This window comes from Actinoplanes sp. GCM10030250, assembly GCF_042666575.1.
Classification (GTDB): domain Bacteria; phylum Actinomycetota; class Actinomycetes; order Mycobacteriales; family Micromonosporaceae; genus Actinoplanes.
Genome location: NZ_JBHTDO010000007.1, coordinates 237,707 through 254,870 on the forward strand (window position 1 = coordinate 237,707; position 17,164 = coordinate 254,870).

The window sequence follows — 17,164 nt, forward strand, 5'->3', positions numbered from 1 at the left end:
TTCCCCATGGAGAACAGGGAAAACGTCAAAGGAATCGCGGCCCGTGCCGCGATGTGGAGCGCCCGCCATCGGGCGCTCGCGATCATCGGCTGGGTCGCCTTCGTCGCGGCCACGGTGGTGCTCAGTGGACAGGTCAGCACCCGGGAGGCCAACTACGCGCTGGCCGGGCACGGGGAGTCCGGTCGCGCCGACCGGATCGTCGAGGAGGCCGGCTTCCCGGAGCGGCCGGCCGGTGAAATGGTGCTGATCCAGAACCGGGCCGGCTCTGACCGGGGGGCCGCCGGCTCTGATCGGGTGGCCGCCGCGGGGGAGGTCACCCGGTCGCTCAAGACGCTGGCCGGCGTTGCTGACGTGCAGGCGCCGATCGAGTCGCCGGACGGACGGTCGTCGCTGATCACTTTCAGCCTGGCCGGCGACCCGGAGACGGCGAGCGATCGGGTTGCACCGTCGCTGGACGCCATCGCCCGGGTGCAGAGTTCCTACCCGGACCTCTACATCGCCCAGGCCGGTGACGCGAGCGGTGACAAGCTGATCGGTGACGAGCTGGAGTCCGGCCTCACCCGCCTGTCAATGCTCTCCATCCCGGTCACGCTGGGCATCCTGCTCATCGCGTTCGGCGCGGTGGTGGCCGCGCTGCTGCCGGTCGCGCTGGCGATCATGTCGGTGGTCGCCGCGATCGGCTTGATGGCCGCGGCCAGCCGGTTCGCGCCCGTCGTCGACGAGACCACCCACGTGATGCTGCTGATCGGCCTGGCGGTCGGCGTCGACTACTGCCTCTTCTACATCCGGCGGGAACGCGACGAACGGCGCAAGGGCGCCGACCCGCACCGGGCCCTGGTGATCGCCGCGCAGACGTCGGGCCGATCGATCTGGGTCTCCGGTCTCACCGTCATCGTGGCCATGGCCGGCATGTTCTTCACCCAGGACGTCACGTTCGTCAGCTTCGCCACGGGCACCATCCTGGTGGTCGCCACAGCAGTCCTCGGCTCGCTGACCGTGCTGCCGGCCCTGCTCTCGGCGCTCGGCGACCGGGTCGACTCGATCAAGATTCCCGGGCTCTACCGCCGCAACAGCGAGGGCCGGGTCTGGAACGCGCTGCTCCGGGTCGTCCTCGCCAAGCCGCTGATCTCAGCTGTCGTCGCGGTCGCGGCTCTCGGCGCCATCGCGGCGCCCGCCCTCGACCTCCAGACCAAGGGCCAGCGGATCCAGGACGTGTCCCCCGACGCGCCGGTGATCAAGGCGTTCGTCGCGATCGGCGAGGCGTTCCCCAGCAAGACCACGCCGGCCCGAGTGGTCGTGCAGGGCGACTCGATCAAGAGCGCGCGGTTCGACCAGGCGCTCACCGACTTCAAGGCCGCGACCGCGGGCAGCGGCGGCAAACTGGTCGAGCCGATCGACGTCGAGGTCAACCCGGGCGGCGACGTGGCGATCGTGTCGGTCGGCCTGACCGGCAAGGAGGAGAGCCCCGAGGTGATCAGCGCGCTGAACCTCCTGCGCGACGAGGTGGTGCCGGACACCTTCGGCCGGCTCTCCGGTGCGACGGCCCTGGTCACCGGCAACGCGGCGGGCAGCGTCGACTACAACGAGCGGCTCGACGAGAGCCTGCCCTGGGTCTTCACCTTCGTCCTCGGGCTGGCGTTCATCCTGCTGCTGGTCTCGTTCCGCTCGGTCGTCGTCGCGATCACCGGCGTGGTGCTCAACCTGCTCTCCGTCGCGGCCGCGTACGGAATGCTGGTCTACGTCTTCCAGTACGGCCACTTCGAGAAGCAGCTCGACTTCGTCGCGGCCGGCGGCATCACCAACTGGATGCCGCTCTTCCTCTTCGTGATCCTTTTCGGGCTCTCGATGGACTACCACGTCTTCGTGGTCAGCCGGATCCGGGAGGGCCACGACCGGGGCCTGCCGATCCGCGAAGCGGTCCGCGAGGGCATCGGCAGCACGGCCGGCGTGATCACCAGTGCCGCCGTGGTGATGGTCGCGGTCTTCGCGCTCTTCGCCTCGCTGCCGCTGATCGCCACCAAGGAACTCGGTGTCGGCCTGGCCGCCGCGGTGCTGCTGGACGCCACGATCATCCGCGCGGTGCTGCTGCCGGCCGTGATGACGCTGCTCGGACGGGCCAACTGGTGGCTGCCGCGGGGGCTGCGCTGGCTGCCCGAGGTCGCCCACGAGCCGCCGGCGCAGGCCGGGCCGAAGCCGGTCGAGCGGGAGCTCACCCCGGTGGCGTGATCGCCACCCTCACGTGATCATCGTTGCGGACAGGGCGCCGCCGATCCAGGCGGCGCCCAATCCGGCGGTGATGCTGAGCAGCGGATATCCGATGGCGGCGGCGGTCTCCCCGCGCCGGGCCAGGGCCAGGGTCTCCCAGCTGAAGGTCGAATACGTGGTCAGCGCACCGCAGAACCCGGTGCCGAGGAGCGCGATCAGGCTCGGGGAGAGCGGCAGGCCGAGGAAGAATCCGAGCAGCAGCGATCCGGCCACGTTCACCACGAGGGTGCCCCACGGGAAGGCCGGGCCGTAGCGGGTCTGGAAGAACCGATCGGTCAGGTAGCGCAGGGGCGCGCCGACGGCCGCGCCGAGGACCACCAGCAGTGCGGTCACCGGCGGAACACCGAGGTCAGAGCGCTGCCGGCCCAGGCCGCCAGCAGGGCGCCGATCAGGGTGGCGGCGAGATAGCCCAGGCCGGCCTCGAAGATCTGGACGGCGGCGGTGGAGAAGGTGGTGTAGCCGCCCAGGACCCCGGTGCCGAGAAACAGGCGGGGGATCCGCCGGTCGGTGAGGGTGTAGAGCACGCCGATCAGGAAGCAGCCCGTGACGTTCACCGCCCAGACGGTCCACGGGGTGCCGGGCCAGGCGACGGCGAGGCCGTATCGCGCCAGAGCGCCGAGCCCACCACCGGCCGAGACGGCCGTCAGGGCTGCGCGGTCGACGTCGAGATCCCTCATCACCAGGGACATTAGATCACCGAGGGCCCGGCGGCCGGGGGGACGTGGCGGCGTCCACCCCGGCCGGATCCGGGCGCTCTCGTACCAGAGCGTGTTGTCCGTCCACTTTAGGCGACGATCTTGAGAACGTGGTATGTGGGTGCGCTGAGTGACGAAAATCCCTCGTCTCGGACCCGCGCGACGGCCGGACATCCGGCCTGGTGTGGGTGCTGTGTCGGGGGCGGTGAGACGGCACCTGGAGCCAGCCGCGGTGATCCGGCTGGGTGTGGGTGCTGTGTCGGGGGCGGGGAGACGGCGCTGGGGGCCAGCTGGTTGCCGGGCCGGCCGGCCGGACGGGTGTCAGGCCGGCCGCGGGAACCGCAGCGGTAGTGCGTCCGGACCGTGGGTGCCGAGCGCCGGCCGCCAGGGGACGTCTCCGGCGATGACCGGCGGCCCGAAACGGCGGACCAGGACCGGAAGGGCCTCGGCCAGTTCGGCGCGGGCCAGCGCGGCACCGAGGCAGTAGTGCGGGCCGGCGCCGAACTGGAGCAGCGGGGCCTCGCGGACGGCAGTGACGTCGAAGGTGTCCCCGCCGGGATAGGCGCGCGGATCGCGCTGGGCCGTGTGCACTGCCATGGTCACGAAGGTCCCCGCGGCGATGGGCAGATCACGAAAATCGAAGTCCTCGGCGGCGCGTCGGAACAGGCTCGCTGCCGACGGCCGCCAGCGCATCGCTTCGGCAACGGCGTTCTCGGCCAGCTCCGGCCGGTCCCGCACCAGCGTCCATTGCCCGGGGTGTTCGGCGAAGGTGACCATCATGTTCGAGAACTGATGACGGGTGTTGTCGTGCGCCCCGAAGACCAGCGTGACCAACAGGTTGCGCAGTTCCTCGCGAGTGACGGTCCCCTCGACCTGCCAGGCGGCGACCATGGCGGAGATGAGGTCGTCGGCCGGGTGTTTCGTCCTCTCGTCGATCAGCGCGTCGATGTAACCGGTCAGGCCGGCGACGGCCCGTTCGACGCGTGCCGCTGTGTCGCCGCCGGTGGCCAGGGCGAAGATCAGGCCGATGTCGCTGGACCAGACGCGGAATCTCTCGTGGTCCGCGGTGGGCACACCGAGCAACTCGCTCATGACCGTCAGCGGAAGCCGGTTGGCGAAGGCGCCGACGAACTCCGTCCCACCGGATTCGGCGATCTCGTCGCACAGCTTTTCGGCCGTCGCACGGATGAACGGCCGCAGCAGGTCGACGGTCCGGGGCGTGAAGGAGCGGCTGACGAGGCCGCGAAGGGTGCGATGGTCGGCGCCGTCCCGATTGACGATCATCGGGACCCACCAGTCGTAGATCGGCCCCGACGTGATGCCGTTGCGGCTCAGGTAGTCGTCGCCGCCGTGGTCGAGCCGACGGTCGCGGAGCAGTTCGGCGGCCTCCGCGTACCGCAGCACGAGCGGACCCAGTGGGCTGTCGGCGTACCAGCTCGCGGACTGGGCGGCCATCACCTCCGGCGCGGTGAAGTCGAACTCCGGATCGACGACGTTGAGGAACGGCATGCGGAGCCCCCTGTCGTGTGCAGGTGTCACCGAGTGTGCCGCACGGGTTACCAAGAGCAGAATGCCGTCATCGGTTCGAGTCGTGGAGCAGGCGCACGCAGCAGCGGTCCGGTGCGGGGTCGAGGGCGGGACGGTACGGGGCTCCGGCACCGTCGGTCATGCCGCGCAGCAGGTGCAGGTTGAGTCCGCACACCAGGTCCGTGTACTGGCGGGCCAGCCGGTGGAACGGGCAGTTGGCCAGTACGAGCCCGGTGTCGGTTCCGTGCGGTTCGAACCCGGTGCCGGTCAGCGCCGAGAGGAGGTCCGGGGAGTTCGCGGTGATCTCGCGCCCGGCTTCGTACGCGGTCCGATGCACGATCTCCTCGACGCCGGCCCCGGAATCGATCGCCTCGGTGACCGCCGCCGCCAACAGATTCGCCGCCAGGTCGTAGCGGCGATCAGGAACGGACACCACGACCTCGTCCGCCGTACGGCGATACAGCTTCGCCGGCCGCCCGGCGCCCGGGCCGGTGCGGTCGTGCAACCGGCGGAACTCCACCGACAGCAGCCCCTGGTCGGCGAGTTTGTCCAGGTGGGCGGCGGCGATGCGGCGGCTGACGCCGAGCGCCTCCGCGGCGGCGTCCCGAGCGACCGGGCCGGCCGCGGTCGAGACGAAGTCGAACACGGCCCGGGTGGTCGTGTCGTCGAGGGCCGCCACGGAGGCGATCCGTGCGGCCCGGCTTCGGTGTGCCATTCCGCAACTGTAAATGACGCGAGCGTTGACTTTAGAACAGTCCGGCGCCTACTTTCCTTCTAAATACCGTAGCCGCGTACTTTAGAGGGGAATGGATCATGGCCACGACAAGGGTGGAACCGACAGCGGTCGCCGGATCCCGCTACAGCGACCCGGCCAGGCAGGCGTTCCTGCTGCTGCGCACCGTGTTCACCATCGCGCCGATAATTTTCGGTCTGGACAAGTTCTTCAACCTGCTCACCGACTGGCCCGGCTATCTCGCACCGTTCGCCGACAGCCTCATCCCGGGCACCGCGCAGCAGGCCATGTATGCCATCGGCGTCATCGAGATCCTCGCCGGCCTGCTCGTCGCCATCCGCCCGCGCTGGGGCGCCCTGGTGGTCGCCGCGTGGCTCGCCGGAATCATCATCAACCTGCTGATCCTCGGCGATTACTACGACGTGGCACTCCGCGACTTCGGCCTGCTCGTCGGAGCGCTCGCGCTCGCACGGCTGGCCGCCTCACCCCGCTGATCCCTCCGCCTGCCCGCAAGGGAGAGCACCATGACGCGACACCTCATCCGGACATCGTCCATCGCGCTGGCCGGATTCCTGTCGGCGGCGACCGTGAGTGCGCCCGCACTGGCCGCGCCGGTCGACAGAACACCCCCAACCAAACCCTTTGTCCTGTACGCCTCCGGCCTGCGATGGACCGGCGGCTGCCTACCGCTCACCATCGGAATCCAGCGATCCACCGACAACGTGACGCCGCAGTCCGCCCTGACCTACGAGGTGTACGCCGACGGCACCCGCCTCGGCTCCCTCACCGACCCGGGCACCAGCCCAGCCGTGTGGGGCACCCTGCACTTCACCCACCCAGGCCCCCAAACAGTCACAGCCCGAGCAGTCGACGCCGCCGGCAACAGATCCGCCCCCAGCAACGCCAACGTCATCACCCCATACCCCTGCTGAACCCGGCGGCGTTCGGCGACGATCCAGCAAGGTCTGGGGTGCGCGCAGCGCCTGACTCAGTGGGGTGCGATTCCCTCCGATGTCGCGCCCCGCGATGGTGGCGACTGCCGCGAGGTCTCGGCGCAGGCACGATCGGCTTCGGCCATCTCGGCGCGGATGCTGTTGACCCGTTCGGCGGCACCGCGCCGCGACCGCAACCGGGCGATGCGTGTCTGTGCGGCCTCGGTGCCCACAAAAGTGATGGGCCGGCTGGTCATCGTCGCCTCCAACGGTTGCTCCGATACAGCGCGAACAGCATATTCGTAGCGCTGACTGCCTCGTGTTGCTCTTCTAGGCGAGAGGGCAGCAGTCGTCGGACGGGGTGGTGGCGACGTGGATGCCGGACAGCTCGACGCCGGTGGCGCGTTCGATGGTCACGGGGGACCAGGCGTCGCCGGTTCCGATGCCGATCAGGTGGCAGTCGCGCACGGTGACGTCGCGGTAGGTCAGGACGCTCACCAGGCCGTCGACCTCGCTGCGGCCCCAGCCGGCGAGGCGGACCGCGTAGAGCGGGCCCGACCAGCGCACGCAGACGTCGCTGATGGCGATGCGGGCGCCGACGTCGGAGGAGGACGAGGGGGAGGAGACGAAGCGATCGGTGTTGTCGCCGGGCAGGAGCCGGAAGCCCATCTCGACGTCGTGCAGGCGGGCGCCGGTGACGCGGACGTCGTGGACCGAGCTGAGGTAGAAGCCCTCGACGGCGTTGCGGACTCGCAGGCCGGAGACGGTGAGCCGGTTCGGGTGGAAGGTCGGCCCGGTGATCGAGGCGACGTCGGCCCCGGTGGCGCCCCAGTGCACGGCCAGGCCGGTGTAGCCGCCGGTGACGGTGACGTCGTGCAGAGCCACGTCGCGCACGGCACCCATCACGCCGATGCCGTTGGCGGTGCGCAGGTCTCCATGATCCACGTGCACCCGCCGCACGTCGACGCCCTGGATCCACTCGGGTTCCGAGCGGTAGAGATACTCACCGATGGTGAGGCCGGTGCCGCGATCGCCGCCGTGCTCACCCGGGTCGGACGGCGCCGGCCGCAGGCCCAGGTCGCTGATCGAGACGTCCGACCCGAGCACGTGCAACACCGGGTGACCGGTGCGACCCTGAGCGACCAGCCAGGTGCCGGTCGCCGGGACGCCACGTCCGGTGCCGGCAGCCGGGGCGCCACTTCCGGTGCCGGTCGCCGAGGCGCCGGTCAGAGTCCATCCGGCCAGGGTCCATCCGCCCGGCACCCGCAGGCCGTCCGCGAGCACGTGCCGGCCCGGCGGCAGCTCCAGCTTGCCGGGTGGCCGCGTGTCGAGCAGGTTCTGGAGGATCCGGTGGTTCGCCACCGGGTCGATCCCGAGTGCCGGGCGGTGGGTCATCGCAGCTCCGCGCCTTCCGATACGAGAGCGGGCACCTTCGGAGCCGGGGCCAGGCGCCAGGAGAGCGTCGGCTGCGCCTTCGCCGAACCGATCAGAATCGGGCTGTCGGTTGGTCCGGCCAGGCGGATTTCAGCACCGTCATCTTTCCGTACGACAGTGAGCTCCACCGGCCTACCGGTGATCACGTCGGCTGCCAGGATGTCGTCCAGTTCCCCGGCCCGGTGCGGTACGGCCCGCAGCGCCACCCGCCGGGCGGCCCGGGACAGCTTGAACACCGCACGTGCCGGCTTACGCCTGGTCAGCCTGTTGCGGGGCGAGATCGGGAGCGGCGGGGCGATCGGCACCCCACTCGTCGTGAGGCGGTGGACGAGCGACGTACCGGGCTGGATGACGGCGAAGTCGCACCCGGAGTGGCCGGTCGATCCCTCGGTTGGTGCGGGTGACGGCTGGTCCCGTACCCCAATGGTGTTGAACCTCAGACCGACAGCGGAGCGTGCGCTCAACCGCCCGCCCGCCCACGACGGATGCGGGGTTTCCGCCAGTTCCACGATGAGCAGGCCGTTGCTGTCCATCTCCTCGGCCGTCAGGTCGAAGGAGAGGGTGGCCTCGGCGGACGCGGCACCCCGCCACCCCTGACGCCGGGCCAGCACGGCGGCGCCGCGGATGCGGCCCTGAGCACGCACCGCGACCAGCCGGGGCAGCTCCGGAGCGAGCCTCGACGGCCGGACGCGGTCGGCCCACCAGCGGGTGGCGACCTCGTCCAGGCCGATGCTGACGGTGACCCGAACCGGACGACCGGTCCCGTTGATCTTGACCGCGACCGCGCCGAACTCGCCGGTGACCCGGCCCACGATGCCCTGACCCCGGACCACCTGGTCGAGGATCGTGACCGAGGGGTCGAACCCGCGGGTCAGGTTCAGCGGCAGTGTGGCGGGCGAGTGCGGTTCGTCGAAATCGGTCCGGAACCAGGAACCGACGCTCATGAGAGAGCGGTCCTGGTGAGCAGCGGCTCTCGCCGGGTCCACATCCGCTCCACCGTGCTGAACAGCGGGTCGGCGTCGCTCTCGATGTGCCGGAACGTGGCCCGCATGGTTTTGAGCAGGGTGTTCGCCGGCCATACCTCCCACTGCGGCACGTGCGGGGTGACCACGTCAGAACCGCTGCGGTAGAGCCACAGCCAGAGGCGGGCGCGTCGCACCTGCTCCTCGGTGACAAGCTCGGCACCGTCGCGCAGGGCCCGGATGCTCTCGTCGAGCGTCTTGAAGTAGGCGTCCTGCGAGTCCACCACTGTGGAGAGGCCGCACGAGCTCCACTCGGACCAGCCGGCCTGGATCACCGGGATGCCGTACGCGGGAAGCTCGTTGCTGACGCTGCCCCGCACCGTGACGCCCAGGTCGGTGAGGCTCCACAGGGCGTTCTTGCTGATCGCGGCGCTCGGCCGGAAGATCAGGTGCTTGTCCTTCTTGTGCTTCTTGGACAGTTCGCCGAAGAAGCCCGTCGAGTCGTAAAGCGCCTGGCTGGGGTGGTCGAGGAAGAGCCACTGGGCGTCGTCGTGCGCGGCGGCCCAGGCGGCGGTCTCGGTGAACCAGTCGGCAAGCGTCGGGAAGAGCTCCCGGTTGGTGCCGAGCGCGTCGGAGACGGCGTGATTGAAAACCGCCACGATCGGCCGGTCCGGGTTCAGGCCGAATCGTGCTGCCGCGTGCGTGCGCAGCACCGCGCGCTCGGCCGGGTTGCTCAGGTCGACCGACGCCGACGTGCCGCCCCGCCACCAGCTGGGGCGGCCCAGGTTCACCTTGGCCCGCCAGGCGATCAGCTCGGTCACCCGGTGCAGTTCCTCGCGGCGGGTCCAGACCTGGTTCTCGAACAGGTCGCCGATCTGCCGGGTGAGCTCCTCGCGGAACGTGCCGGTGCCGGTGTCGTGCTCCGGGAAGAGCGCGTACGCCTTGAGGCACCCGGTCTGCTGAGTGTGTATCACCGGCACCGAACTGCGCCGGGCCACGTCCACCGCGAGGCCCCACTGGTCGTAGTCGACGTGGCTGGTGACCAGCGCGATCACGTTCTGCCGAAACTGCTGTTCGTAGAAGGCGGCGAGGCCGTTGCCGTACCGGACCCGGTCGGCGGGCGGGTTCTCCCGTAACCGCGGCAGCTTCGCGAGCCGGGCGTCGGTCGCGGCGATGTTCTGCGACACGTCGAACGACGGCTCGGCGTCCGACCCGCGGACGATGTCCCAGACGTCGATGGTCTCCGACGCGCCGTACGCCTCCGCGAACTCACGGACGACCGAGACGTCGAAGCCCTTCCAGAGGGTCTTGTGCCACCCGTCTTCGACGCCGGTGAAGACCACCATCCGGGCCGGCCGGATCATCCGGATCGCGTTGGCCACCGCCAGGTTCCGCAGCGTGACCCGCAGGTCCTGGTGGAACGCCTCCACCAGGATGACCGCGTCGTCCTCGACCGGCGGGAGGTTCTTCTGCCAGAAGACCTCGGCCGCGCTGAGGAAGTGCTTCCACTCCTGTTTGTTCGCCTGCAGGTGCACGTCAGATCAGATCCCAGGTCAGCGGCGTGCCCTTGGCGGCGTCGGTACGGAACACCCGGCCCACCACGGTGCCGATCTGATCCGGTTCGAGGCCGCCGGTCGGCCGGATGGAACGAACGTTCTCCTCGGTCACCGGCTCGCCCGCGACGACGTCGGTGACCACGTAGAGCGAGCGCCGGAAACGCAGGCTCTCCTTCTCCGCCTCCGTCGGGCCGATGCGGGTGGTGCCCAGCGCCTGCCAGGCCCGCTCCGATTCGACAACGAGGGCGGCGAGCTCGGCGGGCTCGAGCGAGAACGCCGAGTCCACCCCGCCGTCCGTACGGTCCAGCGTGACGTGCTTCTCGATCAGAACCGCACCGAACGCCACAGCGGCGATCGGCACACCGATGCCGAGCGTGTGGTCGCTGAGCCCGATCGGCAGCCCGAGGGCCTCGGCGAGCACCGGGATGCGCCGCAGGTTGGTCTCCTCCGGCGGTGCCGGGTACGACGCCGTGCAGCTCAGCACGGTGATGTCGGTGGCGCCGGCGCCCTGTGCGGCCTCGACCGCGGCGGTGATCTCCCGGAGCGTCGCCATGCCGGTGGAGATGATGATCGGTTTGCCGGTCGACGCGGCGAGCCGGATCAGCGGCAGGTCGGTGATCTCCGACGAGGCGATCTTGTACATCGTCGCGTCCAGCTTCTCCAGGAGCTCGACGGCGGTTCGGTCGAAGGGGCTGGAGAACGGGGTGATGCCGCGCTCGCGGGCGCGCTCGAAGATCGGCTGGTGCCAGTCCCACGGCGTGTGCGCCCGCTCGAAGAGCTGGTAGAGGTAGTCACCGCCCCACAGGTCGTGGCCCGCCGATATCTGGAAGCGCGGGTGCTTGACGTCCACGGTCATGGTGTCCGCGGTGTACGTCTGGATCTTGATGGCGTCCGCGCCGGCGTCGGCGGCCGCGTCCACCAGCTGCAGCGCCCGGTCGAGGGAACCGTTGTGGTTGCCCGACATCTCCGCGACGATGTACGGCTTGGATTTACTCATTTCGCTCTCTCTGTCGCTCTGTCCAGACGACCGTCTTCGTCACTCCGTCGATCAGCCGTTCATATCTGCGCGTCTCCCGGAAACCGAAGCGCCGGTGCAGCGCCAGCACCTGTTTGTTGTCGGCGAGCGTCTCGCCACCGAGGGATTCGAGGCCGAGCGTGCCGAACGCGTACTCGACCGCCTCCTTCTCCAGCCGCATCCAGGCCGGGAGCAGCCGTGGACCGAGCCCCTCGACGTCGAGGTAGAACGACCACGTGCCGCCGTTGAAGATCACCACCCCGGCCGGGCTGCCGTCCTCGGTGTAGATCAGGACGTCACCGCTGCGTGCCGCCCACCAGGCGGCGTGTTCCGCGGGCGATATCTCGTGGGTGGTGAGGCTGACCGCGCGGACGGCTGGATGGTTGCGCCAGCCCAGCACCAGGTCGCGGTCGGAGTCGAGAGCGGGTCGTAGCACGCCGTCAACGTAGGGAGGTGGTTCGGACGGGCTGTTGCGGTGAGGGGATGTCCCGGGAAACCACAGGTGTCCGTTCGGTGGACCGGCGCCGCAGCCCGGCCACCCGGTACCCGGTTCGCATCGCCGCGTACATGGCGTAGCTGTTGGCGGCGACGAGGCGGTGCTTGATCCCGGGAGTGCCGCCGGGCGGCAGATAGCCCTCCGGGCGGTGCCGCCGGTACAGCCCGGCGATCTTCCGGAAGAACGAACGGCGGCGGCGGGGGTGCACCCGGGCCTCGTTGCCGGCCACCACCAGCAGGTGGCTGACCATCAAGGCGAACATTCGGGTACGCAGGGCCGCGTCGACGCCGATGGTGTCGAGCCAGGCGTGCAAGCGGTCGTACTGCTCGAAAGCCTCGAAGTGCCGGTCGCTGCGGGTGGCGGTGATCGCGCCGAACCGGCCGACCCGGTAGTGGTAGCAGACCCGGTTCAGCACGTCGACGCGGTCGGCGGCGAGCAGGACCGGGTTGCTGAACGGTACGTCCTCGTACCAGCCGGGCGGGAAACGCAGGTCGTGCTTGGCCAGGAACTCCCGGCGCAGGACCCGGTTCCAGGCGGTGTGCTGTACGCCGAGCAGGCGCGTCAGCGTCGGCGGCCCGGAGAGCAGCGGTGAACTCGCGTCGGGCTGGAGCCGGCCGTTCTCGTGCACGCGCAGGTGGTCGACGAGCAGGACGTCCGGTTCGGTCTCCCGGAGCCGGTCCAGCACCGCCCGTACCGAGCCGGCGGGCAGCCAGTCGTCGCTGTCGACGAACCAGACGTAGCGGCCACGGGCCTCGGCCAGGCCGGCGTTGCGCGCCAGGCCCAGGCCGACGTTGCTCGACAGGTGGAGGACCCGCAGGTCACCGTGGCGTTCGGCGTACCCGTCGAGCATCGCGCCGCAGGCGTCCGGCGAGGCGTCGTCGACAGCGATCACCTCGACCCGCGCGTTCTCCTCCGCGGTCAGCCCGGCTCGGATCGACTCGAGACACTGGTAGAGGTAGCCCTCGACCGCGTAGACCGGCACTACGACGGTCAGCAGAACATCCATGTGGCCACCGTCGGCCGTGGATGTGAACCCCGGGGGAACCGGAGTTGTCGGGGATCTACGTCACAGTCAATTCTGGCCTTCGGTCTCCCCGCCGCCGGTGCCTTCGGTCTTCCCGCCGCCGGTGGGGAACAGCAGCTCGTGCATCGCCTCCGAGGTCAGCGGCTCGGCGAAGTAGTAGCCCTGGCCGAGTTCACAGTTGCCGTCCGCCAGCTCGCTCAGCTGTCCGGCGTCCTCGATGCCCTCGGCGATCGTGGAGAGCTGGAGAGCCTGTCCCAGCTGGATGATGCCGAGGGTGAGCGCGGTGGCGGCCGGCATGTCGCCGACGTCGTCCACGAAGGACTTGTCGATTTTGATGATGTCGACGGGGAAGCGCCGCAGGTACGCCAGTGACGAGTAACCGGTGCCGAAGTCGTCGATCGCGAGGCGTACCCCGAGCTCTTTGATGCTCTCCAGGCGCCGCAGCGTCTCCGGGCGGTGATCGACGATCAGCGATTCAGTCAGCTCGATGACCAGGCAAGCGGCCGGCAGGCCGCTCTCCTCCAGCGCCGAGCGCACCACGGTGGGCAGGTCGGCACGCTCCAGCTGGACCGCGGAGAGGTTCACGCTCACGGTCAGCGGCTGGTCACCGCCGCGCTTCGCGTTCCACCCGGCCGCCTGCCGGCAGGCCTCCCGCAGCACCCACTCGCCGATCGGCACGATCATGCCGGTCTCCTCGGCGAGCGGGATGAAGTCGAGCGGCGGGATCAGCCCGCGATCCGGGTGCTGCCAGCGGACCAGCGCCTCCAGGCCGGAGATCTCCCCGGTGCGCAGCCGCACGATCGGCTGGAAGCGCAGCTCGAACTCGTGCCGGAGCACGGCCCGGCGGAGGTCGACCTCCATCTCCAGGTGCCGCTGGAAGGACTCGCGCATCGCCGGCTCGAAGATCGCGAACTGGTCCTTGCCCTGCTTCTTCGCCTCGAACATGGCCAGGTCGGCGCGGACCAGCAGCTCCTGGGAGTCCTCGTCGCCGTTCTCCCCGTACGCCACCCCGATGCTGCAGGTGACGAACGTCTCCCGGCCGTCCAGATCGAACGGCTCCCGCATCGCCGCGACGATCCGCCGGGCCACCGGGATGACGGCTTCCACATCGGCCATGTCCGGCAGCAGCACGGCGAACTCGTCGCCGCTGAGCCGCGCGGCGGTGTCGTCGGTACGCAGGCACTCCCGCAACCGCTCGGCGACCGCCACCAGCAACTGGTCGCCGGCGGTGTGCCCGAGCGCGTCGTTGATCACCTTGAACCGGTCGAGGTCGACCAGCAGGGCGGCCACCCCGCCGGTACGAGCGGTGGCGAACGCCGTCTCCATCCGGGTCACGAACAGCGAGCGGCTGGCCAGCCCGGTCAGGTTGTCGTGGAACGCGTGGTTCATCTCGCGCAGCGTCCGCGCGTCGGTGATGGCGAGGCTGACGTGCTCGGCGAAGGCAAGCAGCATCTCCTGGGCCGGCTTGTCCCACTCGCGTACGCCGGTGTGAGTGCCGGCGAACATGGCCCCGATCACCACGTTGTTCTCGTGCACCGGTACGGCCATCACGCTCTTGAGGTTCGCCCGCACCACCTCCGGCATGGCGATCGGCGAGTTGGCGTAGTCGTCGACGGCGACCAGCTCGTTCCCCATGATCGCCAGTCCCGCCGCACCGAGCGCGGCGACCGGGAACCGCTGGAGCCGGTTCACGCCCTCCTCCGGGATGCCCTGGCTCGCGACCAGGCTGGTCCGGCTCGGGTCCTCGGCGTCCAGCACGGTGAGGCCGGCCAGTTCGACGTCCATCAGCTCGGTGGCGCTCGCCGTGATCAGGTCGAGGATGTGCCGCAGCGGCTCGCGCCGGGCGATCGCCCGCTGCACGGTGCTCAGCTCGTCGAAGAGGCGCTGCCGCCGCTGCAACGAGTCGATCAGGCGGCTGTTCTCCACCGCCTGGCGCCGTTCCGACTCGATCAGCTGGAGCGACTGGAGGCTCAGCTCGAGCACCCGGGCCATGCCACGGAGCAGGCAGACCTCCTCGATGCTGAACGCGCCGTCGCGCCGGCCCAGGGCGAGTACGCCGGAGGAGGTCGCGCCGAGCGGGGTGAGGGCGACGGCGTAGAAGTCGCCGTCGATCGTCAGCCCGTCACTGCGGCCCGCGGAGATCTCGGCGAACGCGTGCGCCGGGATCTGTTCGGCGGGAGGTCCGATGACCGCGACCACCCCGCCGTCGACCATCAGCACAGCCAGGTCGGCGTCGAGAGCGCGTACGGCGCACTCGACGGCGGCGTGCTGAGCGGCGGCCTCGTCAGGGCGATCTGCGACGACGGTGAGGAACTCCGTCAGTTGCTGGGTGGGGAGCACGGTGGTTGCAGTCGGCGGTGCGGGCGGCCAGTTGAGGAAAATGCCAAAGTGGTCACGAACGGTCAATGGTTCATTACGGATGGTTGCCAAAAAGCGGTCCGTGCGACTGAATGGACCCGTGGGTACGCCCGAGGATGATCCGCCGACCGCCCTCGCCCCCGGCCGCATCGGTGCGGCCTTCGTCGCCCTTTTCGGCCTGGCCGCGGCAGTTCCGGTGGTCACCCTGGTCACCCTGGTCCCGTCCGCGCTCGCCGGTGGAGCCGGTCCGCTGGTGCCGCTCACGTTCGTCGCCCTGTCCGGCGTCCTGCTGCTCTTCTGTGCTGGTCAGACGGCCATGGCAAAGCGTTCCCCGAGCGCCGGCGCCGCGTACGCCCACGTCGCCCGTGGTCTCGGCCGCCCCGCCGGACTGACCTCCGCCTGGCTCGCGATCGCCGGCTACCAGGCGATCCAGTTCGGTCTCTACGCCCTCGCCGGCACCGCCGCCGCCCCGCTGCTGCGGAGCTGGTTCGGGCTCACCGCGCCGTGGTGGGCGGTCGCCGCTGCCTGCTGGGCCCTGGTCGCGCTCGGCGGCACCATGCGGGTGGAGATCGCCGCCGGGGTGATCGCCCTGCTGACCGTCGCCGAGGCGGCGGTGCTCGCCGGTCTCGCCGCCGCCAACATCGTCGAGCCGTACGCCGACCGCGTCACCACCTCGTCGATCGTCACCGACCCCGCCACGATCGACCGCCCGATGCTGGGTCTGCTGCTCGCGGCCGGCGTGCTGGCCTTCGCCGGTTTCGAGACCACCGGCACCTACGCGGAGGAGACCCGGCACCCCGGCCGCGCCGGGTACGGGGCGGTCGTCATGGTCGCCGTGCTGCTCGGCGGAGTCTCCTGGTCGATGATCGTCGCGGCGGGGCCGTCGCTCGTCACGGCGGTTGCCGAGTCCCGAGGCGGCGACCTCCTCTTCGACCTGGCCGCCGACCGGGTCGCTCCGTGGGCGGTCACGCTGGGCCGCCTGGTGTTCTGCACGGGGGTGCTGGCCGGCCTGCTCGCCCTGCACCACGCGATCGCCCGGTACCTCTTCGCGATGGGTCGGGAGCGGGTGCTCCCGGGCGTACTGGGGCATGTCGGCCGGCGTACCGGCGCACCGCGCGCGGCCTCCCTGACCCAGTCCCTGATCGCGGGCGCCGCCCTGGCGGGTGCCTACGCGGCCGGCGCCGATCCTGGTGCCGGCACCGCGCACTGGCTGATCGCCGGCGGAGCGCTCAGCATCCTGGTGCTGCTGGCAGGCATGTCGCTGGCCGCGCTGCTGCACCTGAACCGGAAATCGGGGGGCGAAGGCGCCTGGAGCCGCTTTTCGGCGCCCCTTCTGTCCACTGTGGCCCTGGCGAGCCTCGGATACCTGGCCTTCAGCGATCTGCCGGCGCTGCTGGGGCTGCCCGCGGGATATGCGCGAGTCTGGCTGGTTCCGGGCGCGCTGGCCGCGTGCCTGCTGGTCGGGCTGGCTCATGCCGCCCTGCTCCGCGGGGTGCACCCGGTGATCTACGCGGGTATCGGTCTCAGTGGCCGGGTGGTGGTGATCACGCCGGAAGCTCCTGAGGAGCCGGTCCGGGCTGAGCCGGACGAGGCCAAGGTCCCGCGGCAGCGCTCACCCGGTGCCCACCGGCCGGAACGCGTCGACGTCAACCGAAAAAATGCTGAACTTGAGTCAACGTCAGATAGCCCTGCTGCTCCAGCTCACGAGGGATGGACGGCAGGCCCCGCTCGGTGATCGGCACCTCGGCGTCCGGCGGCGGCGCCGACGGCTCGGGGGTCGGCGGCAGATCGGGGAGGGCCATCGCTGCCCTGATCACCTCGAACATCGTCCGCACCTCCGAGCTGGCACGACGTGCCAGCTCGGCCGGGTCCGACTCGGCCGGCGGCAGCTCGCAGGTGAAGTTCGCGCGCAGCTGGTCGTCGACGCGCCGGATGTCGGCGCTGGGGCGCAGGTGGTCGAGCTGCCCCTCGGTGACGATGCCGAGCTCGCAGCCGGCGAAGCCGGACGAGTGCCACCACTGCTGCCAGCGCGGGTCCGCGTCCAGGGTCTGCACCGCGTGCTGAAGCGCGACGAGGTAGTGCCAGGGTGCCCTGCCGTCGCGAGTTGCCGTCCCCAACCTCGGATGGAGCCAGAACTCATCCATTGTCGCATGGTGCCAGGCGAATC

17 protein-coding genes are annotated in these 17,164 nt (G+C 70.3%); 4 read left to right on the forward strand and 13 right to left on the reverse strand.

Annotated features, from left to right (window positions below):
- Nucleotides 1-6 precede the first annotated feature (6 nt).
- Nucleotides 7-2,226 carry an MMPL family transporter gene (locus ACFQV6_RS12965; RefSeq protein ID WP_378027665.1) on the forward strand — a complete coding sequence of 740 codons (2,220 nt, stop codon included), beginning with the start codon at nucleotides 7-9 and terminating at the stop codon, nucleotides 2,224-2,226.
- A 9-nt stretch (nucleotides 2,227-2,235) separates the two neighbouring features.
- On the opposite strand, the gene crcB is transcribed toward ACFQV6_RS12965, so the two are convergent.
- The 4 genes from crcB to ACFQV6_RS12985 all read right to left on the reverse strand — a co-directional run bounded on the left by crcB (nucleotide 2,236) and on the right by ACFQV6_RS12985 (nucleotide 5,202).
- Entirely contained in the window at nucleotides 2,236-2,598 is a 363-nt protein-coding gene (gene crcB / locus ACFQV6_RS12970) for a fluoride efflux transporter CrcB (protein ID WP_378027666.1), read from the reverse strand.
- The gene (locus tag ACFQV6_RS12975; protein ID WP_378027667.1) at nucleotides 2,595-2,954 is read right to left on the reverse strand and encodes a fluoride efflux transporter FluC; all 360 of its coding nucleotides are present in this window, start codon (nucleotides 2,952-2,954) and stop codon (nucleotides 2,595-2,597) included. The genes crcB and ACFQV6_RS12975 overlap by 4 nt, the downstream gene beginning before the upstream one ends.
- Nucleotides 2,955-3,281: 327 nt before the next feature.
- On the reverse strand, nucleotides 3,282-4,469 hold the full coding sequence (locus ACFQV6_RS12980; protein ID WP_378027668.1) for a cytochrome P450: 1,188 nt from the start codon (nucleotides 4,467-4,469) through the stop codon (nucleotides 3,282-3,284).
- Between the two features lie 67 nt (nucleotides 4,470-4,536).
- Nucleotides 4,537-5,202 carry a helix-turn-helix transcriptional regulator gene (locus ACFQV6_RS12985; RefSeq protein WP_378027669.1) on the reverse strand — a complete coding sequence of 222 codons (666 nt, stop codon included), beginning with the start codon at nucleotides 5,200-5,202 and terminating at the stop codon, nucleotides 4,537-4,539.
- 98 nt (nucleotides 5,203-5,300) lie between these two features.
- On the opposite strand from ACFQV6_RS12985, the gene ACFQV6_RS12990 reads away from it, so the two are divergent.
- Together ACFQV6_RS12990 and ACFQV6_RS12995 are read left to right on the forward strand one after the other, a co-directional pair.
- On the forward strand, nucleotides 5,301-5,714 hold the full coding sequence (locus ACFQV6_RS12990) for a hypothetical protein (protein ID WP_378027670.1): 414 nt from the start codon (nucleotides 5,301-5,303) through the stop codon (nucleotides 5,712-5,714).
- 30 nt (nucleotides 5,715-5,744) lie between these two features.
- Nucleotides 5,745-6,152 (forward strand): hypothetical protein, encoded by a 408-nt coding sequence (locus ACFQV6_RS12995; protein WP_378027671.1) that lies wholly within the window; start codon nucleotides 5,745-5,747, stop codon nucleotides 6,150-6,152.
- A gap of 56 nt (nucleotides 6,153-6,208) precedes the next feature.
- Here the strand turns inward: ACFQV6_RS12995 and ACFQV6_RS13000 are convergent, their stop codons facing one another.
- The 8 genes from ACFQV6_RS13000 to ACFQV6_RS13035 all read right to left on the reverse strand — a co-directional run bounded on the left by ACFQV6_RS13000 (nucleotide 6,209) and on the right by ACFQV6_RS13035 (nucleotide 14,979).
- On the reverse strand, nucleotides 6,209-6,409 hold the full coding sequence (locus tag ACFQV6_RS13000; protein WP_378027672.1) for a hypothetical protein: 201 nt from the start codon (nucleotides 6,407-6,409) through the stop codon (nucleotides 6,209-6,211).
- A gap of 73 nt (nucleotides 6,410-6,482) precedes the next feature.
- On the reverse strand, nucleotides 6,483-7,547 hold the full coding sequence (locus ACFQV6_RS13005) for a hypothetical protein (protein ID WP_378027673.1): 1,065 nt from the start codon (nucleotides 7,545-7,547) through the stop codon (nucleotides 6,483-6,485).
- The gene (locus ACFQV6_RS13010) at nucleotides 7,544-8,530 is read right to left on the reverse strand and encodes a hypothetical protein (protein ID WP_378027674.1); all 987 of its coding nucleotides are present in this window, start codon (nucleotides 8,528-8,530) and stop codon (nucleotides 7,544-7,546) included. Before ACFQV6_RS13010 ends, ACFQV6_RS13005 begins: the two co-directional genes overlap by 4 nt.
- A complete protein-coding gene (locus tag ACFQV6_RS13015) occupies nucleotides 8,527-10,083 on the reverse strand; it encodes a hypothetical protein (RefSeq protein ID WP_378027675.1) in 1,557 nt (518 codons plus the stop codon). Before ACFQV6_RS13015 ends, ACFQV6_RS13010 begins: the two co-directional genes overlap by 4 nt.
- A 1-nt stretch (nucleotide 10,084) precedes the next feature.
- Nucleotides 10,085-11,101: a pseudaminic acid synthase gene (gene pseI, locus ACFQV6_RS13020; protein ID WP_378027676.1), complete on the reverse strand. Its 1,017-nt coding sequence runs from the start codon at nucleotides 11,099-11,101 to the stop codon at nucleotides 10,085-10,087.
- Nucleotides 11,094-11,555, reverse strand: coding sequence for a GNAT family N-acetyltransferase (locus ACFQV6_RS13025; protein WP_378027677.1), 462 nt, complete (start codon nucleotides 11,553-11,555; stop codon nucleotides 11,094-11,096). Before ACFQV6_RS13025 ends, pseI begins: the two co-directional genes overlap by 8 nt.
- A gap of 4 nt (nucleotides 11,556-11,559) precedes the next feature.
- Nucleotides 11,560-12,621 (reverse strand): glycosyltransferase family 2 protein, encoded by a 1,062-nt coding sequence (locus tag ACFQV6_RS13030; protein ID WP_378027678.1) that lies wholly within the window; start codon nucleotides 12,619-12,621, stop codon nucleotides 11,560-11,562.
- 66 nt (nucleotides 12,622-12,687) lie between these two features.
- Nucleotides 12,688-14,979 (reverse strand): putative bifunctional diguanylate cyclase/phosphodiesterase, encoded by a 2,292-nt coding sequence (locus tag ACFQV6_RS13035; protein ID WP_378027679.1) that lies wholly within the window; start codon nucleotides 14,977-14,979, stop codon nucleotides 12,688-12,690.
- Nucleotides 14,980-15,097: 118 nt separating this feature from the next.
- Between ACFQV6_RS13035 and ACFQV6_RS13040 the strand changes: the two genes are divergently transcribed.
- The gene (locus ACFQV6_RS13040) at nucleotides 15,098-16,732 is read left to right on the forward strand and encodes an APC family permease (protein ID WP_378027680.1); all 1,635 of its coding nucleotides are present in this window, start codon (nucleotides 15,098-15,100) and stop codon (nucleotides 16,730-16,732) included.
- On the opposite strand, the gene ACFQV6_RS13045 is transcribed toward ACFQV6_RS13040, so the two are convergent.
- Nucleotides 16,644-17,141, reverse strand: a complete 498-nt coding sequence (locus ACFQV6_RS13045; protein ID WP_378027681.1) for a hypothetical protein — start codon at nucleotides 17,139-17,141, stop codon at nucleotides 16,644-16,646. The genes ACFQV6_RS13040 and ACFQV6_RS13045 overlap by 89 nt on opposite strands.
- Nucleotides 17,142-17,164: the final 23 nt, after the last annotated feature.